Annotated in this window: 18 protein-coding genes; 6 read left to right on the forward strand and 12 right to left on the reverse strand. The window is 70.4% G+C overall.

From position 1 onward, the window contains the following. Window positions 1–78: 78 nt before the first annotated feature. Genes FXO23_RS15000 through FXO23_RS15015 form a run of 4 tightly spaced genes read right to left on the reverse strand, consistent with a single transcriptional unit; the run spans window position 79 to window position 4,584 of the window. Window positions 79–876, reverse strand: a complete 798-nt coding sequence (locus FXO23_RS15000; protein WP_158885141.1) for a cyclase family protein — start codon at window positions 874–876, stop codon at window positions 79–81. Continuing rightward, on the reverse strand, window positions 873–2,387 hold the full coding sequence (locus FXO23_RS15005; RefSeq protein ID WP_158885143.1) for an AMP-binding protein: 1,515 nt from the start codon (window positions 2,385–2,387) through the stop codon (window positions 873–875). The genes FXO23_RS15000 and FXO23_RS15005 overlap by 4 nt, the downstream gene beginning before the upstream one ends. Next, a complete protein-coding gene (locus FXO23_RS15010) occupies window positions 2,384–3,616 on the reverse strand; it encodes a thiolase family protein (RefSeq protein WP_158885145.1) in 1,233 nt (410 codons plus the stop codon). The genes FXO23_RS15005 and FXO23_RS15010 overlap by 4 nt, the downstream gene beginning before the upstream one ends. Continuing rightward, the gene (locus FXO23_RS15015) at window positions 3,613–4,584 is read right to left on the reverse strand and encodes a fumarylacetoacetate hydrolase family protein (RefSeq protein ID WP_158885147.1); all 972 of its coding nucleotides are present in this window, start codon (window positions 4,582–4,584) and stop codon (window positions 3,613–3,615) included. Before FXO23_RS15015 ends, FXO23_RS15010 begins: the two co-directional genes overlap by 4 nt. 94 nt (window positions 4,585–4,678) lie before the next feature. On the opposite strand from FXO23_RS15015, the gene FXO23_RS15020 reads away from it, so the two are divergent. Continuing rightward, window positions 4,679–5,272 (forward strand): TetR/AcrR family transcriptional regulator, encoded by a 594-nt coding sequence (locus FXO23_RS15020; RefSeq protein WP_158885149.1) that lies wholly within the window; start codon window positions 4,679–4,681, stop codon window positions 5,270–5,272. 20 nt (window positions 5,273–5,292) lie between these two features. Here FXO23_RS15020 and FXO23_RS50755 read toward each other — a convergent pair whose 3' ends face one another. Then, the gene (locus FXO23_RS50755; RefSeq protein ID WP_179956769.1) at window positions 5,293–5,487 is read right to left on the reverse strand and encodes a hypothetical protein; all 195 of its coding nucleotides are present in this window, start codon (window positions 5,485–5,487) and stop codon (window positions 5,293–5,295) included. 466 nt (window positions 5,488–5,953) lie between these two features. On the opposite strand from FXO23_RS50755, the gene FXO23_RS15030 reads away from it, so the two are divergent. Further along, a complete protein-coding gene (locus FXO23_RS15030) occupies window positions 5,954–6,142 on the forward strand; it encodes a hypothetical protein (RefSeq protein ID WP_158885151.1) in 189 nt (62 codons plus the stop codon). A gap of 132 nt (window positions 6,143–6,274) precedes the next feature. On the opposite strand, the gene FXO23_RS15035 is transcribed toward FXO23_RS15030, so the two are convergent. The 3 genes from FXO23_RS15035 to FXO23_RS15045 all read right to left on the reverse strand — a co-directional run bounded on the left by FXO23_RS15035 (window position 6,275) and on the right by FXO23_RS15045 (window position 8,585). Then, window positions 6,275–7,027 carry an HD domain-containing protein gene (locus FXO23_RS15035; protein WP_158885153.1) on the reverse strand — a complete coding sequence of 251 codons (753 nt, stop codon included), beginning with the start codon at window positions 7,025–7,027 and terminating at the stop codon, window positions 6,275–6,277. 11 nt (window positions 7,028–7,038) lie between these two features. After that, on the reverse strand, window positions 7,039–7,992 hold the full coding sequence (locus tag FXO23_RS15040) for a GlxA family transcriptional regulator (RefSeq protein WP_158885154.1): 954 nt from the start codon (window positions 7,990–7,992) through the stop codon (window positions 7,039–7,041). A 65-nt stretch (window positions 7,993–8,057) separates the two neighbouring features. Then, complete coding sequence (locus tag FXO23_RS15045; RefSeq protein ID WP_158885156.1) at window positions 8,058–8,585, reverse strand: MarR family winged helix-turn-helix transcriptional regulator; 528 nt, start codon at window positions 8,583–8,585, stop codon at window positions 8,058–8,060. 44 nt (window positions 8,586–8,629) lie between these two features. Here FXO23_RS15045 and FXO23_RS15050 point away from each other — a divergent pair, with 44 nt between their 5' ends. Further along, complete coding sequence (locus FXO23_RS15050) at window positions 8,630–9,553, forward strand: class I SAM-dependent methyltransferase (protein WP_158885158.1); 924 nt, start codon at window positions 8,630–8,632, stop codon at window positions 9,551–9,553. A gap of 9 nt (window positions 9,554–9,562) precedes the next feature. Here FXO23_RS15050 and FXO23_RS15055 read toward each other — a convergent pair whose 3' ends face one another. Further along, complete coding sequence (locus tag FXO23_RS15055; protein WP_218952025.1) at window positions 9,563–10,552, reverse strand: Lrp/AsnC family transcriptional regulator; 990 nt, start codon at window positions 10,550–10,552, stop codon at window positions 9,563–9,565. Window positions 10,553–10,661: 109 nt separating this feature from the next. Between FXO23_RS15055 and FXO23_RS15060 the strand changes: the two genes are divergently transcribed. Continuing rightward, complete coding sequence (locus FXO23_RS15060) at window positions 10,662–12,035, forward strand: carboxylesterase/lipase family protein (RefSeq protein ID WP_158885160.1); 1,374 nt, start codon at window positions 10,662–10,664, stop codon at window positions 12,033–12,035. Window positions 12,036–12,046: 11 nt separating this feature from the next. Further along, window positions 12,047–13,765 carry an amidohydrolase gene (locus FXO23_RS15065; RefSeq protein WP_158885162.1) on the forward strand — a complete coding sequence of 573 codons (1,719 nt, stop codon included), beginning with the start codon at window positions 12,047–12,049 and terminating at the stop codon, window positions 13,763–13,765. A 53-nt stretch (window positions 13,766–13,818) separates the two neighbouring features. Here the strand turns inward: FXO23_RS15065 and FXO23_RS15070 are convergent, their stop codons facing one another. From FXO23_RS15070 to FXO23_RS15080, 3 genes are read right to left on the reverse strand one after another with little or no spacing between them, the layout of a single operon-like run. Beyond that, window positions 13,819–14,655, reverse strand: a complete 837-nt coding sequence (locus tag FXO23_RS15070; protein WP_158885164.1) for a maleylpyruvate isomerase N-terminal domain-containing protein — start codon at window positions 14,653–14,655, stop codon at window positions 13,819–13,821. A gap of 56 nt (window positions 14,656–14,711) precedes the next feature. Next, window positions 14,712–15,050: a TfoX/Sxy family protein gene (locus FXO23_RS15075; RefSeq protein ID WP_158885168.1), complete on the reverse strand. Its 339-nt coding sequence runs from the start codon at window positions 15,048–15,050 to the stop codon at window positions 14,712–14,714. Continuing rightward, a complete protein-coding gene (locus FXO23_RS15080) occupies window positions 15,050–15,985 on the reverse strand; it encodes an alpha/beta fold hydrolase (protein WP_158885170.1) in 936 nt (311 codons plus the stop codon). Before FXO23_RS15080 ends, FXO23_RS15075 begins: the two co-directional genes overlap by 1 nt. A gap of 64 nt (window positions 15,986–16,049) precedes the next feature. Between FXO23_RS15080 and FXO23_RS15085 the strand changes: the two genes are divergently transcribed. Beyond that, window positions 16,050–16,703 (forward strand): winged helix-turn-helix transcriptional regulator, encoded by a 654-nt coding sequence (locus FXO23_RS15085; RefSeq protein WP_158885172.1) that lies wholly within the window; start codon window positions 16,050–16,052, stop codon window positions 16,701–16,703. The last annotated feature ends 79 nt before the right edge of the window (window positions 16,704–16,782 follow it).

Genomic DNA, 16,782 nt, shown 5'->3' on the forward strand with positions numbered 1-16,782 from the left:
GGGCTGCGGCCTCACGTGCCTTCGGCCGAAGCGCGCCGGGTCGTCTCGAGTGGAGACACGTGGTGTTCGAAACATGTGCTAGTCGAGGAAGGCCACGACGCGGGCGGGGGCGGCGCTGGTGTCGGTGAGCTTCAGCGGGAAGCAGCCGACCCGGAAACCGGTCAGCGGCAAGGCGGCGAGGTTGGCGAGTTGCTGGACGATGAAGGCCTCCTTGGCCCGGATCGCGTAGTGGCCGTCCCAGATCTGACCGGCGTCCCCGGTTTCCTGGAAAGCCTTGACCATCGCCGGAATCGGCCGGTCCCAGCCGACTGCGTCGGTGCCGAGTATCTTGGCGCCCTGACCGGTCAGGAACCGGGTGCCCGCGCCGGACATGCCGGGATAGGCGAAGTACCGCGGATCGGTCATCGGGTAGGCCTCCTGCCCGGTGCGGATGAGCACCGCGTCGCCCTCGCCGATCGTGCGGCCGGTGGCTTCGATCGCGGTTTCCAGTGCCGACACCGGGATCGCCTCACCGGGTTTCGCCCACGGGCGGACATCGAGGACCATTCCCGGGCAGAACAGTTCCTCCAGGCCGATGTCGCCGATGGTGCGCGCGGGCCGGCCCTCGCAGGTCTTCCCGCTGTGCAGCGGGGCGTCGACATGGGTTCCGCAGTGGGTGCTGATGTCGTTCATGATCTCGCCGGCCGGGCCTTCGCCGTCGGGCAGGTCCTCGGCCCGGCAGCCGAACGCCGAGATCAGGAAATCGCGTCCGTGGCCGTCGTTCGTCAGGTACTCGATCTTCGGGGCGACCACCGGGCCGAGTTCGGGCAGCGCGGCGGGCACGAGGTCGCGGTCGCGCGGGTCCATGGTCCAGGTGAGGTCGATCAGGCGGGTCATTTTCCGGTTTCCTTTCCTCGCAGGCTTTCGGCGAGTTCTCGTTTGAGCACTTTTCCGTAGTTGTTCTTGGGCAAGGTTTCGGTGAACAGGTATCGGCGGGGGCGCTTGTAGCGCGCCATGTGGGAGAGGCAGTGCGCGTCGAGTTCCTCGGCGGTGGCCTGTTCGCCGGGGGTGAGCACGGTGAAGGCGACCGGGAGCTCGCCCCATTCCGGATCCGGCGTACCCACGACGGCGACCTCGGCGACCGCGGGATGGGTCAGCAGCACCTCTTCCACTTCGCGCGGATAGATGTTCGATCCGCCAGAGATGATCATGCTCTTCGCGCGGTCGACCAGGGTGAGGTATCCCCGCTCGTCCAACCGACCCAGATCACCGGTGTGCAGCCAGCCGTTCCGCAGCGCGTCGGCTGTCGCTTGTGGACGGTTCCAGTACCCGGCCATCACGGTGTCGCCGCGGACGACGATCTCGCCCACGGTTCCCGGTGGCGCGACCCGGCCGTCCGGGGTCGCGATGCGGACCTCGACCCCGGTTCGCGCCACCCCGACGCCGCCCAGGCGCGGCTGGGGACCGGCGTGGTCGGCAGGGGAGAGGAACGTGATCGTGCCGGGTGATTCGCCCTGCCCGTAGCCCTGCCACAGCCGTTCGGCGCCGAACCGCCCGATGACCCGCCGCAGGTCCTCGGCGTAGGTGGGCGCACCCCCGTAGAGGATGTGGCACACGTGCGGGATCAGCTCGTCCGGGAACAACGCGGGGTCGAGCAGCCTGCGCAGGATCGTCGGGACCGCGAAGAACGATACCGGCCCGAAGGCCCGGATCGCCTCGCCGAGCGACCGCGCGTCCACCACGCCGTCCCGGGGCAGGACCTGCGCGCGTGCCCGTGCGACGAAGGCCAGCGCGAACAGGCCACCCGCGTGCGAAAGGGGCGCGATGTGCAGCAACGACGCCCGCGTGCCGTCCGCGACATCGGCGAGCGCGCTGAGCGTCGCCGCCATCAGGTTGCGGTGGGTCAGCGTCGCGCCCTTGGGCCGCCCCGTGGTGCCGCTGGTGTAGAACAGCCACGCCGGATCCTCGGGCCGCACCTCGGCGGGGGCGGTCGCCGTGATCGTTCCGGCGGCCCGGCAGAGTTCGGCCGCCTCGACGATCGCGACCCCGGCCGGTGCCTGCTCGCGCAACGCCGCGTCCTGTTGCCCGGTGGTTACGCAGACTCCGGCCGCGCAGTCCTCGATCAGGAAGGCGAATTCGGCGGGATGCAGCCGCGCGTTCATCGGGGTGACCACCAGGCCCGCCCACCAGGCGCCGAAGAGCACCTCGAAGTACAGCGGCGTGTTGCTCATGGCCAGCGCGACCCGGTCACCCCTGGACAAGCCGTACCGGCGGACGAGTTCGGCGCCGATCGCGGTGGCCCGCTCGGCGAGTTCCGCGTAACCGCGCAGCACGGTCGCGCCCTCGCAAACCGCCGGTGCCTCCGGCGCGCGGACCGCGGCCTGGTGCAGCAGCGTCGCGATGTTCATCGTCCCTCCGGGGATTCGAGAATGGTGACCGCGGCGGCCGCCTCTTCGGCGCCGAGGAAGCCACCGCCGTTCTCGGCGAGCGCGATCCGGGGCCGCGGGGCCTGCCGGTCACCCGCCTCTCCGCGCAGTTGCGTGACGAGTTCGTGGATCTGGCCGAGGCCGGTGGCCCCGACCGGATGCCCGTTGCCTTCCAGCCCGCCGGAGGTGTTCACCGGCAGGCGCCCGCCGAGCGCCGTCTCACCGCGTTCCGCGGCCGCGCCGCCCTCGCCGGCCGGCGCCAGGCCGAGGTATTCGAGTTGCAGCACCTCGCCGACCGCGGTCGCGTCGTGCACCTCGGCGATCGAGACGTCCTCCGGTCCGAGCCCGGCCCGCTGGTAGGCCCGGGCGGCGGCGCGGCGGGTGATCTGGTGTGCGTCGTCGCCGAGCGCCCGGCCCGATCCGGAGGCGACCACACTGGCGCGCACCCGCACCGCACGGCGGGAATCGAAGCGGGTCAACACATCGGCTGAACACAGCAGGGTGGCCGCCGCGCCGTCGCCGATGGGTGCGCACATCGGCAACGTCAGCGGCGCGGCGATCTCCCGCGCGGCGAGCACGCCCTCGACGGTGAGCGGTTCCCGGTACGTGGCAAGGGGATTGCGGGCCGCATTGCGGCGGTTCTTGGCGGCGACCGCGGCGAACTGGCGCACCGTGGCCCCGGGATACCGTCGCAGGTAGTGCGCCGCGAAGGCCGCGTAGATGTCCATGAACACCGACCGGCGACCCGGCACGATCTCCGGCGCGCCCGCGGCGGCGCGGAATTCGCGGAGTTCGGCTTCCCAGCGCGACACGTCCATCCCCGCCCGGAAGAGCCCCGCCGTGGTGTGTTCGTCCACACCGGACAGTTTGTCCGCGCCCAGCGCCAGCGCGACGTCCAGTTCCCCGGCGCGGACGGCGGTCGCCGCGAGGTGGAAGGCCGAGGCACCGCTGGCGCAAGCGTTTTCCACGTTGAAGATCGGGATCCGCTCGACCCCGGCGCCGCGAAGCGCGATCTGCCCCCGGATCAGGTGCTGCCCCTCGAGCGCGCCCTGCGCGGTGTTCGCGAAGAACACGCCCGCCACGTCGCCGAGCCCGGCGCCCGCGTCCGCGAGGCACCGCGCCAGTGCTTCCCGGGCGAGCGCGCCGACGCCGAGAGCGGGAAACCTGCCGTACCGGGTGCGGCCCACCCCGGCCACGTAGACCTCGGTCACCGCGCCACCCGGACCCGGTTGCGCAGGACCCCGATACCGCTGACCTCGAGTTCGACCTCGTCGCCGTCGGACAGGTGCCGCCCGAGATCGAAACCGGTGCCCGAAAGTACCGTGCCGGACCCGAGGACCTCGCCCGCGTGCACCGTGCCGCTGCGGCTGAACTGGACGATCGCGTCCTCGAAGGTGTGGTGCATGCCGTCGGTGCCGCCGCGCGACCATTCCTCGCCGTTGACCCGCGCCGTCATCGTCAGTGCGTACGGATCGGACAGTTCGTCGCGGGTGACCAGGCACGGCCCGAGCGTGTTGGAACCGGCGAAGTCCTTGCCCTCGCCCGGTCCGGTCCCGGTCCGCATCAGTTCGATCTGCAGATCGCGCGCACTCCAGTCGTTGAAGATCGTGTATCCGAAGATGTGCTCGCCGGCCCGCTCGGGCGGCACGTTCCGGGCGGTGCGGCCGACCACGGCCGCGAATTCCAGTTCGTAGTCCAGTTCCGCCGCGCCGGGCGGCGCGTGGATCTCCTCGTCCGGACCGCTCACCGAGAGATGATCGGCCAGGTAGTAGAGGACCCGCTGTTCGAACAGGGGCGGCAGGGTGAACCGGCCACTGGCCATGAGCCGCTCGAATTCGGTGTCCGGGTACTCGGCCCCGGCCGCTTGCCGCCGGGCGAGTTCGCGCAGCGCTGCCGCCGCGTGTGCGATGAACAGGCCGCAGTCGCGCAGGCGCGCCGGGTGGGGGAGCGGGGCCCGCAGCCGCACGGAATCCCTTGATCGCAAGGCAGATTCGGGCGGTCGCTCGCACAGTTCCCGCGCCCGGTCCAAGCCTTGTTCGCCCGATTCGATCAGTTCCGCCATGGCGCTGAACGCCCGGTCGTCCGGCACCGCGGCGGTGAGATCGAGGACGGTCGAATCCCCGTCAAGCAGGGCGCCGACGTGGTCGGAGTTTTCCTCGGCGAAGGTGACAAGACGCATGTGCTCCCTCGGACGGCCGTTCGCTGGACGCTCATCCAATCATTGGACGCTCCGCATAGTCAACCGTGATCACCGGCTGTGCGAGAATTCGGCCATGGCGAATCGTCGCGAGGAATCCGCCCAGGAGAGCCGTCGTCGCCTGCTGGACGCGGCGACGGAACTGGTGGCGGAGGTCGGCCCGCGGGCCGCTTCGGTGCAGGCGGTCGCCGACCGGGCCGGGATCAGCCGCGGTTCGATCGCGTGGCACTTCGGCTCCAAGGAAGGGCTGATCGCCGAGGTGATCGACCACGCCTTCGCCACCGCCGAACACGAGTACCGCCGTCGCCTCGACGGATCCGGATCGCTTTCCTTCGCCCAGCTAGTCGACGCGCACCTGGCGGTCGTCAACGCGCCGTGCGGCCGGATCTTCGCGACCGCCCTGCCCGAGGCGATGCTGGAGGACGGCCCCCTGCGCACGGCCTATCTTCGGGGTTACGAACGGTCGCGGGCGCTATGGATCGAGTACCTGGAACGGCTGGTGGCGGACAACCCCGGCCTGCCCGAAGCCAAGCACCTGGCCACCATGTTGTTCAGCAGCGGTATCGGCGCGAACGTGCTGCACCACCTCGACGGCCCGATCGATCGCGCGGGCGGTTTCGCCTCGCTCGGCCGCGTTCTCGAACTCGCCGCCGAAGCCGCCCGCGGCTGACGGAGCCTCCTCCTGCGTGCTCAGGGACTCTCGTGGAGCAGCGTGCGAGAGGGCGGCCGGGCGTTGTGGTGCCCGATGTCCGCGGAGTCCTGGATCGGTGCGGTGAAGTAGGCGACGGCGGGTTCGGGGACGAAGGGCCAGTCGCTGCCGTATAGCACGTGTCCGGGTTTGGCGAAGGCGGGCAGTGAGGGCAGGGCGGCTGGGCTGGCGGACATGGCGGTGTCGAAGAAGAATCCGGGAACCGTTGTGGCACGTTGTGGCGCATCAGGTTGAACGCTGCCTGGGTGGTGTCGAGCAGGAAGTCGGCGGCGAACGGCGGGATCCCGTCGGCGGACAGCTCGTCCAGCGCGTACGCCGCTTCGGCGAGGGCTGTGTCCACATCGGGCAGTGTGAGCGTGGCGGACAGCCCGAACCTGCTCGGATGATCCTTGACCAGTTCGGCTCCGAACTCGTTCATGCTGCGCGCCATGGCCGCGGCGTCGGCCCCGTCGTCCAGGTGAACGCCGGGAGTGCTGAGGGGCTGGAGCAGCCGGTTGGCTTGGCGGATGATGGTGTCCAGGTAGTGGCGCGTGGTGGTGGGGTCGTCTGCCGTGGTGGGGTCGATGAGCATGCGGTACATGGCCGCGCCCACCACCAGGATTCCGCTCGGCCTGAACCTACGGAACGGGGACCCAGATAGACATGTGGGCGTGCGGGGACTACCGCCTGCCCGGCTGGGTCGGACCCGGATCGTGGGGAAACAACCAGACCCCTGGCACGGTCGCGTTCTTCCTGGGAAAGGGCGGATGGCCGATCCTCGACACCAGCACGGCCCCGTCCTTCAACCACGTCTACGACTGGACACCGGTGTGGATCGTGTCCCCCTGCTGACGCCCACCAGGTCCGCCGAGGGATGATCGGCATCCGGAGCCGGGCCGCATGGCCCGGCCCGGTGGCGCGCGCCGGGTACCTCCACACCAACAGCCGGGTCCACCCGCGACGGGCATGGCTCTCACCAATGGGTCAGTCTCCCCAGGTGTTCGCGTCGAGGATCATGTCCCAGGTCGGATAGGGCAGGGCGGGGTGGCGTTGGTGGAGGATCTCGCCGGGCAGGGTCATCGGGGGTGCTTTGCGGGGGTTGGCGAGGGATTGCGCGACCATGATCTCGGTGAGGGCGCGGCAGCCGCCGAGGCGCGGGTAGCGGGCGTGGACGCGGTCGGCGAAGCCGGGCGGGAGTTGGCCGGGATCGTCGGGGCCGGTGAGGTCGATGCCGATCCCGGTCAGCGCGATGCCGATCTCGGCGGGGCGGCGGCGTTGGAACACCGGCGACTCGTGCACGTGCTGGGAGGTGTGCAGGGCGATGGCGTCCCATACGGTGTCCACCCGGTGGTCGGTGATGCCGTGGTTTTCCAGGAACCTTGCGGCGAGGTCGGCGCCGGCGACCTCGAATCGCTGGTCGGTGTTTCCCTGGTCGGTCAGCCCCATGTCGTGGAGCAGGCAGATGAGGTACACCAGTTCGGGGTCGTAGTGCTCGTTCGGTCGCCTGCCCTGCTGCCCGGCGGCTGCCCGGGCGAACAGGAAGCTGCGCAGGCTGTGGTTGCGCAGGAACGGCTGCTGGGCCCGCGTCACCAGGGTGTGGGTGCGCCGGGCCAGCCAGGTGGTGGGGAAGGACAATTCGCCCGGGGTCGCATCGGCCGCCGGTGCGCCGATCGCGACTGCGGCGGCACCGGCCGCGGCGCCGCCGATCGCGGCGCGGCGGGAAATGGGATGGGACATCGGATTCTCCTTTACGGGTAGGCGAAACGTTGCCGATAAGCGGTGGGGGTGGTGCCGAGAATCTGGAGGAAGACGCGGCGCATGGTCTCGCTGGAACCGAAGCCGCAGCGGCGGGCCACGGTTTCCACGCCGACATCGCAGGACTCGAGCAGGTTGCGGGCGGCCTCGACACGGGCTCGCGAAACGTATTGGCCCGGTGTGATTCCCAGTTCCCGCTGGAACAGGCGGGTCAGGTGACGCTCGCTGACCATGGCGCGGGTGGCCATGCCGGACAGGGTGTGGTCGGCCGCGGGTTCGGCCACGACGGCGTCGAGCACGGCGCGCAGCGCGGGGGTGTGTGGTGCGGGAACGTCGCTCCGGACGCTGAACTGGGACTGGCCGCCGGGGCGGCGCAGGAACACCACCAGCTGCCGCGCGGCGGTGCGGGCGGCGTCGGCCCCCTGGTCTTCCTCGACCAGGGCGAGGGCCAGATCGATGCCCGCGGTCACCCCGGCCGAGGTCACCACTTGGTCGTCGCGGACGTAGATGGCGTCCGGGCGCACGGCTACGCCGGGAAACCGCGCGGCCAGCTCGGCACACATCGACCAGTGTGTGGTTGCTTGCCGTCCGGCCAGCAGCCCGGCCTCCGCCAGCAGGAACGCGCCGGTGCACACCGAGGCGACCCGGCGCGCGGCCCCACCGAGCCGGGCGATCTGGGCGAGCAATGCCGGAGGAAACCCCTCGAGCAGTCCGGGCAGGGGCCCGGGAACGACCACCGTGTCCAGCCGATCGTCTACATCGGACAGTGCACAGTCGACATCCAAAACCACTCCGGTGTCCGACCGCACCGGCCGCCCGTCCAACGAGGCGAGGCGCACCCGGTAGCCACCCGCGCCGTCGAGCACCTGGACCGGGCCCGCGAGATCGAGTAACACGACACCCGCGTACACCACGACGACGACCTCACGCCGATCCGCATCCTCCACACCGGAAGTCTCGCCACGAGGTCAGACGTCCTCAAGGACAACCAGCCCACAGATCCGGACAACCGTCACCCGCCCTGGTCACCCAGGGCGGCGGCGCTCCGCGGAATCTCGGATTCTCGATCTCTTGGCGTAGCGGCGTTCTGCAGTGCGAGGACGAGGCGGACCAGTTCGGCGCGGAAGGCGTCCGGGTCGGCCAGCATTCCCAGCGCGTGCGCGGAATCCCGGCCGGGTGCTCTGCGATAGGCGCGCCGTCCCGCGCTGGTGATCGAAACGAGCAGTCGGCGGGCGTCGGCCTGGTCCCGCTCGCGCCGGACGAAGCCATACCTGAGCAGCCGGTCGACCGTGCGGCTCATGGTCTGCGCCTGCACCTGGCAGCGGCGGGCCAGTTCCGCCTGGCTGAGCGCGCCCTCGCGCAGGACGTGCAGCGCGACGAAACCGGCGTGGTTGAGTCCCACCGCCACCAGGTCCGCGTCGAAAGCGTTCCGCAGCAGCCGTGCGGCGGTGGCCAGCAACCGGCCCAACGGCCACTCGTCCGGCGGCAGCCGCTCGGCGACCTCCTCGGCGGAACCAGCCGTGGCGCGGTCACCCGGCATGGCGGAGAAGCCCGAGGCGCTGGTACGGTCCGATAATCATCAGCATGCTGATGATTATCGGGGCCGGGGGAAGCGACGTCGAGCCGGAGGTTGAGATGACCGCGACCGATACTCCGTCCGGGGTCGGGCTGACCGCACTGGCCATCGCCCGTGGCCGGGCGGCCGAGCACACGCGCCCGGACCGCCTGTTCAGCGATCCGTGGGCCGCGGCCTTCCTGGACCACCACGCCGCCACCGAGACGAGCCCCAAGCCCGGGCACGGCGGCGGGGACGGAGCCGAGTTCATGGCGGGCTATTTCGCGTTGCGGACCCGGTTCTTCGACGACTACCTGCGTGCCGCGACGGCGGCGGGATGCCGGCAGGTCGTCCTGCTGGCCGCCGGTCTGGACACCCGCGCGTTCCGGATGCCCTGGCCGGCGGGCACCCGGCTGTTCGAACTCGATCTGCCGGACACCGTGCGGTTCAAAGAACGCGTCCTGACCGCGCAAGGTGCGGTACCGGAGTGCGAGCGGGTGGTGGTACCGGGCGATCTGCGCGAGAACTGGGCCGCCACCCTCACCCGGCAGGGCTTCCGGCCGGACCGTCCCACCGCCTGGCTCGCCGAGGGCCTGCTCGTCTACCTCACCGAGACACAGAACAACACACTGCTCAGCACCATCAGCGCGCTGTCCTGTCCGGGGAGCCATCTCGGCGCCGAACACGTCAACCCCGACACGCTGACGTTGCCGCCGTTCCAACCGGCACTGGCCGCGTTCGCCCGCATCGGCGCGCCGTGGCGGTCCGCGGTCGCCGACCCGCACCGATGGCTGGCCCAGCACGGCTGGCACGCCCGCACCACCGACCCGGCACATCTGGCCCGCGGGCACGGCCGTCCGGTCCCGCCCGCGATGGACCCGGACGTGGTGGGCACCGCACGACTATGGCTCATCCACGCCGAAAACCCGGGAAACGATTTCCGCGCTGAGTAATCATCGGCTCTACCGATCACGCGCGAACGTGTCGAGCAGGGCCCCGGCACGTTTGGCGTGCCGGGTGACGAGGGCCGTCTCCACCTGGAGAACACCCCGTAGCTTGCCGATTCGGGTGGCCAGGTAGTCGTACAGGGCGTCGGAATCGGGACAGACCACGAACGCGACCAGGTTGACCGAACCCGTTGTGGCCGCGGCGAAAGCGACCTCCTCATGGGTGGACAGCGCTCGGGCGACGACGGCGAGCTGGGCGGGGGCGACGGTCAGCCAGAGGACCGCCTCGACGGTGTAGCCGAGCAGCAGCGGGTCGATGTCGACGTCGAAGTACAGAATCCCGGTGCGGCGTAAGTCCTCGAGTCGCCGCCGGGTGGTGGTTTCGGACCACCCGGCGGCCTCGGCCAGGACCCGGTAGTCCGCCCTGCCGTCCTTGGCCAGCACGCTGAACAGCCGCTCCTCCGGCTCGGTGAGCCGGACCGCCCGGCGACCCGGCTCGGGCGACGGTGGCGGGGCGAGGTGCCGGATCTGCCGTTCGCTCAGTGCCCTGGTGCGGCCCGGCCATCCGGCGGTGCCGGCGACCGGTCGCAGCAAGCAGTACGCGGTGATGCTGGTTATCCGCGGTGACCGGGGCAATCGCTGCAGCAGCAGACCGTCCCCGTCCGGCTTCCCCCGGGTCCGGGTGACACAGGTGACCTCGGACCCGCCCGAGGTCAGGCCGACCCACGAGATGTCTTCGCGCCGGGCCAGCAGCGCCGCCACGGGGATCACCGTGTCGGGGGCGCACCGGATGCGGGCGAGCCAGTCAACCTCCCCGATCCGTCGGCTGTCCGGCAGCGCCACCACGCGCAGCGCACCCACCGAGCGGAGGCGGCGATAGCGGCGGGCGACGGTCCGGTCCGAGGTCCCGAGCGCGGCGGCGATCCGGCTGAAAGAGGCGCGGCCGTCGACCTGCAACGCGTGCACCAGCTGCCGGTCGAGCTGGTCGAGGGTGAGTGGTTCCACCAGTCCACCGTAGACCGGTGTCGGAAAACGCCGATTCCGGCGCGGTTCCGGTCGGTCTGGCCCACCACCGCCGAGCCTTGAGGCGATGCTCGGCAGAAGGGAGAGTCCGATGACGGAACCGGAGAAGCCGGTGGTGCGGATGCCTGGGGGTGGGCGCCTCCTTGGCCGCAGGCAGGCGGGAGTCGCGGCATTCCTGGGAGTGCCCTACGCGCGACCACCGGTGGGGGAAGCCCGGTTCCGCCCACCCGAGCCCGCGCCCCCGTGGACCGGCGACCGCGACGCCACCGCGCCGGGACCGATCGCGCCCCAACCGGTTTCCCGGCTGGAGCGGGTGACCGGCCCCCAGCAGCCGATGGCTCAGGCGGAGGACTGCCTCACGGTCAATGTCTGGACGCCGGATCCGGTGTCCGGGCCGCGTCCGGTCCTCGTGTTCGTGCACGGCGGCGGGTTCCTCACCGGATCCGGCGGGCTGGAGTGGTATCACGGCGCCGAACTCGCTCGCCGCGGCGGCCTCACGGTGGTCACGATCAACTACCGGCTGGGTGTGCTGGGGTTCGGGTATTTCGCCGGACTGACCGACGATCTGGGCGAGGGCAACCTCGGTCTGCTGGACGTGCGCGAGGCACTGCGCTGGGTGCGGGCGAACATCGCCGCGTTCGGCGGCGACCAGGCCGACATCACGGTCGCGGGGCAGTCGGGCGGCGCACTGTCGATTCTCGCCCTGCTGTCGGGCTCCTCCGGCCGGGGCTTGTTCCGGCGGGCCGTTCTGCAGAGCATTCCCGGCGGGATGCGCCCGTGGCGGCCGGAGCGCGCCACGGAGATCGCCACTCATTTCCTCCGCGTGCTGGGCGTGCCGCCCGGCCGGGCCGGGCTGCTGCGAACCCTGCCGACCGCGGATCTTTTGGCGGCGCAAGAGAAAGTGGCGCGCGAGGTGCGGGGCGGCCCGCGGGATTTCGCGCCACCGTTCCAACTCGTCGCGGACGGCGAACTGGTCGCCGAGGACCCGGTGGGCGCGGTCGGGGCACGCGCCGCCGACGGGGTCCGGATCCTGCTCGGCTTCACCCGGGACGAGGCGGCGGCCTTCCTGCCCGGCGCCGAGGGCGTCGCCGAGCTGACCGACGACATGGTGCGCCGGCCGACCCTTCGGTTGGCCGAAGCGCTGGCCGAACACGGCAATCCGGCGTGGCTCTACCAGTTCGACTGGAGCCCGGCGGGCAGCCCGTTCGGGGCCTGCCACTGCATCGAACTGCCTTTCGTGTTCGGCAACCCGCACGCCTGGCGGAACGCGCCCATGCTGGGGGATCCGGTTCCAGGCCCGCCGGCCGCGGTGACCGATCTCGTGCAACGAGCCTGGATCGCGTTCGTCCGGGACGGCGATCCCGGGCACGGCGGGCTGCCCGGGTGGCCGCGGTATTCCCGCGACCGGCGCGGCGTCCTGCGGTTCTCCCCGTCGCCGGCACTCGGCTCGGTTTCGGAAGAATGAAAGGAAATACTGTGGACATCGACACCGTACTGCGCAACGGGAAGGTCGTCACCGTCGACCGGGAGTTCTCCGTTGTGGACGCTTTCGCGGTCCGCGGCGACCGGATTGTCGCACTCGGCACGGATGCGGAAATGGCGGCGCTGATCGGGCCGGGCACCCGGGTGATCGACCTCGCCGGGCGCATGGTGCTTCCCGGTTTCGTCGACGCCCACCCGCATACGATCCACCGGGCCCTGCAGAACCTGGCACAGCCCTCGCTGGCCGGCGCGGAATCGGTCGCCGAGGTCGCCCGGCGGATCGGCGAGCGGGCGGCGAACGCCGAACCAGGGGCCTGGATCTGGACCACCCCGCTCGGTGACCCGCCCGACTACGTCGGCCTGCCGGACCGGTTCAGCGAGCGGCGATGGCCCACCCGGGCCGATCTCGACGCGGTGGCGCCGGACAACCCGGTGTACATCCCGACCTCCGCGTACTGGCCGCATCCCGCGATCTTCAACAGCGCGGCGCTCCGGCTCCTCGGCGTGACCGAGCGGACACCCGACGAACCGAACGTCCGCATCGCCCGGGAACCCGGCACCGGCACGCCGACCGGCGTGGTGCACGGCCTGAACATCTTCAACCGGAGCAGCCGCCTGTTCGGAGCCCTGCAGTCCCTCCTGCCCACCCCGCCGGACGCGACCGTCCGGAAGGCGATCGCGGACGCTTTCCGAGAGAACGCCACGGTCGGCGTCACCGCCTGCTACGAAGCCCACGGCAACTTCTTCCTCCCCGTCCTGCACGAACTCGCCGCCGCGGGCGCGCTGGCCAATCGGGTGGTCGGCGCCCACGAAGTCCCGGCCCGGCAGCCCCTCGAGGCGATCGGGGAATGGATGGCCGCGCTGACCGACGCGACCGGCGCCGGTACCGGTGACGACCGGATGCGGACGATCGGGGCGACCGTGACGCTGGACGGCCCACCGCAGTTCGGCCTGTCCCTGATGCACAGTCCTTACCGGAACCCGCAGGGCGAACCGGGCAACGGCTACTCCGCGGTGTCCACCGAGAAGCTGGCCGACATCGCCCGGCTGGCGGTACGGCACGATCTGCGGCTCAACATCGTGGCCGCCGGCGACCAGGCGTGCGCGATGACCGTCCGGGCGCTGGAATCGGTACACCGGGAGACATCGCTGGCCGACCGGCGGTGGGTGGTGCAGCACTTCCCGTACCCCACCCGCGAACAGATCGCCTCGCTGAAGGAGATGGGCCTCGTCGCGCAGACCTACACCAGCGTGGATTTCAGCCGAGGCGAGGAGATCTACGTGGATCGGATGGGCGGCGACGGGTGGCGGTCCCTGGTGCCGCTGCGTTGGTGGCTCGACGCCGGGGTGCCGGTGGCACTGAGCAGCGACGGTGGTCATTACGACCCGCTGTTCCAACTCTGGACCGCGCTGCGGCGCACGGACGGGCGCACCGGCCGCAGCCTGCTCACCCCGGCCAAGACCGTCACCCGCGAGGAGGCGATCGCCACCTACACCATCAACGGCGCGGTGGTCATGGGTGCGGAAGACCGCATCGGCTCGCTGGAAGTCGGCAAGCTCGCCGATTTCGTCGTACTGGACCGGGACATCCTCCGTTGCCCGGTCGACGAGATCCGGGAGACGAGGACGGTGCTCACCGCGATCGGCGGTCGGATCGTGCACGACCCGGGGTCACTGGCCACCGAAACTTCCGCGAAACATCGGCCGCGCTAGGCAGGGCACGGCGACGATTGCCAGTATTGCTGGTCGATCGTCTGACGAACGGGCTACGGGAGGCTCATGACGGTGAGCATGCGGGGGAGCTTCCAGGGCCGAGGTCCCCAAGCGGTGAGCTTGCCTTCGAGAATCGGTTTCGCTATTCCTTGTCTGCCGATGAGAACCAGCATGAGGGTTGGGGGGTCGGCAGAGATGTGGGCGTCAACGTCGCGGGCGCGTCCCGTGTCGAGTGTCAGCGAACCGCGGTCGAGGACCATTACCGTGCGACGCCCGCCGCGTAGGCGCAGTTCGATGCGGGCTCGGAAGGAGCCGGCTTTCTCCTGGTTCACGAAAGCGGTGGGCGGCAGCGCCGCGATCAGTGGCAGCACGAAGGTCTCCATCGCGAGCAGGGCATGGTGGCGCTGTATCGGCCACGGTCGCCCGGTGGCTGTGGCGATGTCATGGCCGTGGATGAGGCATTCGTTGAGCAGGTGACAAGCCACCGCCGAAACTGGCAGGCGGGTACCTTGCAGCCAATCGACGGTGGCTGCTCGCGAACGTGACACGACGTCATCGAACTCGCCTGCAAGTGTGCCGATGCGATCCGCGAGTGCTGCTGGGTCCCGTTCACTGTCCTCGGCTAGGATCTTCGCGGTGGCCTCGGCTATTCCCGTTTTCGTCACAACGGCTTCCGGGACCGGCCTTCCGGCTATGGCGTCGGTGTCGGCGCGAAAGTCGTGAGATAGGTGAGCGGCGACATCGCCCACCGTCCAGGTGCCGACCGAAGCGGCGTTGGCGTCCGGGATGCTGCGCACAAGTGCGACGAGGTGGGGGACGATGTCCCGTAACGCCGCGCGAGCCTGGGCCAGGGCGTCGGGTGCACCACTGTGCGTCGCAGCCGGGACCATGTCAGCACTTTCCTGTGCGCCAGAGTCTGGGCCTCGCCTGGGGCCTGGGGTTTCGGTCATCGTCTCTTGACGGGCGTGTTTCTGGCGGTGGCTGTGCCGATGGCGATCCACTGAGCCAGTTGGCGCTTGGTGCGCAGGTCGTCGCCGTCGATGTGTAGCCAGCCCTGGATCGCTCGGCCTTTCATCTCCATCGGCCGCGCGTTGGTGGTCGCGAGGAGATGGTCGGTGCGTGCGGGGTCGACCCGCACCAAAAGGCCACTTTGACTGCTTGCCGCTACTGCTATCTTGCCGGCGACGAGGAAGGCGAGTCCTCCGAACATCCTCTGTTCGGTCACCGGCGAACCATCCCCCAGCAGTTCCCGGACACGGTCGGCCAGATGCGCGTCGTAGGCCACTACGACTCCGTTGGCGTTTCGCGCCGAGCGTCCCCACGAGCCGGAGATGTGCGCCGCCCGTCGAGTGCGGACCGCCAGTCGCGGATCGCCGCCGCGAGCCGGTCGGGCGCGTCGGACTGCACGAAGTGGCCGGCGCCTTCGACGATCACGGTGTGGTGGTCGGCGAAGATCTGCTCCCAGCGCTGTCGCTCCTTGGCTCGGAAAGCGAAGTCGGCGTCGCCCCACACGATGAGTGCCGGGCGCGCCGCGAGGTCGCCGAGCCCGGCCTCGATACCGGCGAGAAAGGCGCGGCTGGCGGTGATGCGCCGGGGGAGCACGGCCGACGCGTGGCGCCGGTGGTAGGTGGCGAGAGCGTTCCGGTAGTGCGCCATCTCGTCGGGGCTCGGCTTTCGCAGCCGGTGCCCGGCAGGGATCATCGCGTTGACGAACAGGTTGAACCGCCGGATCAGCTCGCGCCCAACCGGTCCACCCATGAGGCGGGAGGCCAGCTCGACGATCGGGTCGCCGTTGACCGGCCACGCCCAGGTGTTGGCCAGCACCAGACCCCCGACGGCAGCGGGCCGCTGCTCGGCCGCGTACAAGCCGATCGGGCCTCCCCAGTCGTGTGCGACGAGGGTGACGTCCGACAGGCCCAGGTGGTCAAGGAAATCCACGACCACGGCGGCATGCTCCTCGGGGAGATACCGATAGCCCGGCCCGGCCGAGGACAGCCCGAAGCCGGGGTAGTCCAGCGCGACGCAGCGGAACTCGTCCCGCAGCGCGCGGATCACGTCGCGATAGTCAAACGACCAGGTCGGGTTGCCGTGCAGGAACAGCAGCGTCGGTCCCGATCCCTCGTCCACGTAGTGCACGGTGTGCCCGTCGAAGGCGACGAAGCGGCTCTCGAACGGGAACAACTCATCGTCGACCCACACCGGCCTTCCCGCGTCAGCCATGACCACACTCCTCTCGCTGACGCTAGATATTGTCAGGCAGACTTGAGATTGTAAAGTAGATGACATGAGTCGAAGCTACGGCCAGTACTGCGGCCTCGCCCGGGCGCTCGATGTCGTGGGGGACCGGTGGAATCTGCTCATCGTCCGCCAGCTGTTGATCGCTCCCGCCCGCTACCGTGAGTTGCTCGACGGGCTCCCCGGCGTGGCCACCAACCTGCTCGCCGACCGGCTCCGCGACCTCGAGACCGCCGGAGTGGTCCAGCGGCGGTTGGCCGAGAAGGGCAACGTCGTCGTGTATGCCCTCACCCCGTGGGGCGCCGAGTTGCGGGAGCCGATCGAGAGCCTCATCCGGTGGTCGACGCCGCTGATGGTGCGCGGGCCAGGCGGCGACTGCTTCCGCGCCGAATGGCTCGTCGTACCCCTCCGGGCCTTGCTCGTCGGCAAGGCGGCTCCTCGCCGGTCATCGAAGGTGGGGATCGCGGTCGACGGCCAGCTGGTCCAGGTGCGGGCGACGCGCTCGGGCATCGAGGTCAACCCGCATGATGGTGGCGATCTCGACGCCGTCGTGCGCGCTGACGCCGCGATCGTTCTCGGGCTGGCCGCGGGTGTGCTCGCCCTCGACGACACCCTTGGGCTCGTCGACATCGACGGCGATGAAGCCGCCGTACGAGCCATCTTCAACGCCCGACGCGCCCATGTTGGAGGCTCTGCGCACTGATCTTCCGTGCCGACGACGACGGTGGCGACGGGTTCATCGCGGACATCGAGATCCTGCGCGGGGACCTGTCCCGGGTGCT

It is taken from the genome of Amycolatopsis anabasis (assembly GCF_009765355.1).
Lineage (GTDB): Bacteria > Actinomycetota > Actinomycetes > Mycobacteriales > Pseudonocardiaceae > Amycolatopsis > Amycolatopsis anabasis.

Excerpts from the sequence above, each read along its gene's own strand:
- FXO23_RS15080 (WP_158885170.1), bottom strand. The coding sequence starts at position 15,985 with ATGGCTGACGCGGGAAGGCCGGTGTGGGTCGACGATGAGTTGTTCCCG.
- FXO23_RS15035 (WP_158885153.1), bottom strand. The coding sequence starts at position 7,027 with ATGTCCCATCCCATTTCCCGCCGCGCCGCGATCGGCGGCGCCGCGGCC.
- FXO23_RS15015 (WP_158885147.1), bottom strand. The coding sequence starts at position 4,584 with ATGCGTCTTGTCACCTTCGCCGAGGAAAACTCCGACCACGTCGGCGCC.
- FXO23_RS15045 (WP_158885156.1), bottom strand. The coding sequence starts at position 8,585 with ATGCCGGGTGACCGCGCCACGGCTGGTTCCGCCGAGGAGGTCGCCGAG.
- FXO23_RS15060 (WP_158885160.1), top strand. The coding sequence starts at position 10,662 with ATGACGGAACCGGAGAAGCCGGTGGTGCGGATGCCTGGGGGTGGGCGC.
- FXO23_RS15005 (WP_158885143.1), bottom strand. The coding sequence starts at position 2,387 with ATGAACATCGCGACGCTGCTGCACCAGGCCGCGGTCCGCGCGCCGGAG.
- FXO23_RS15085 (WP_158885172.1), top strand. The coding sequence starts at position 16,050 with ATGAGTCGAAGCTACGGCCAGTACTGCGGCCTCGCCCGGGCGCTCGAT.
- FXO23_RS15050 (WP_158885158.1), top strand. The coding sequence starts at position 8,630 with ATGCTGATGATTATCGGGGCCGGGGGAAGCGACGTCGAGCCGGAGGTT.
- FXO23_RS15000 (WP_158885141.1), bottom strand. The coding sequence starts at position 876 with ATGACCCGCCTGATCGACCTCACCTGGACCATGGACCCGCGCGACCGC.
- FXO23_RS50755 (WP_179956769.1), bottom strand. The coding sequence starts at position 5,487 with ATGTCCGCCAGCCCAGCCGCCCTGCCCTCACTGCCCGCCTTCGCCAAA.
- FXO23_RS15020 (WP_158885149.1), top strand. The coding sequence starts at position 4,679 with ATGGCGAATCGTCGCGAGGAATCCGCCCAGGAGAGCCGTCGTCGCCTG.
- FXO23_RS15030 (WP_158885151.1), top strand. The coding sequence starts at position 5,954 with ATGTGGGCGTGCGGGGACTACCGCCTGCCCGGCTGGGTCGGACCCGGA.
- FXO23_RS15070 (WP_158885164.1), bottom strand. The coding sequence starts at position 14,655 with ATGGTCCCGGCTGCGACGCACAGTGGTGCACCCGACGCCCTGGCCCAG.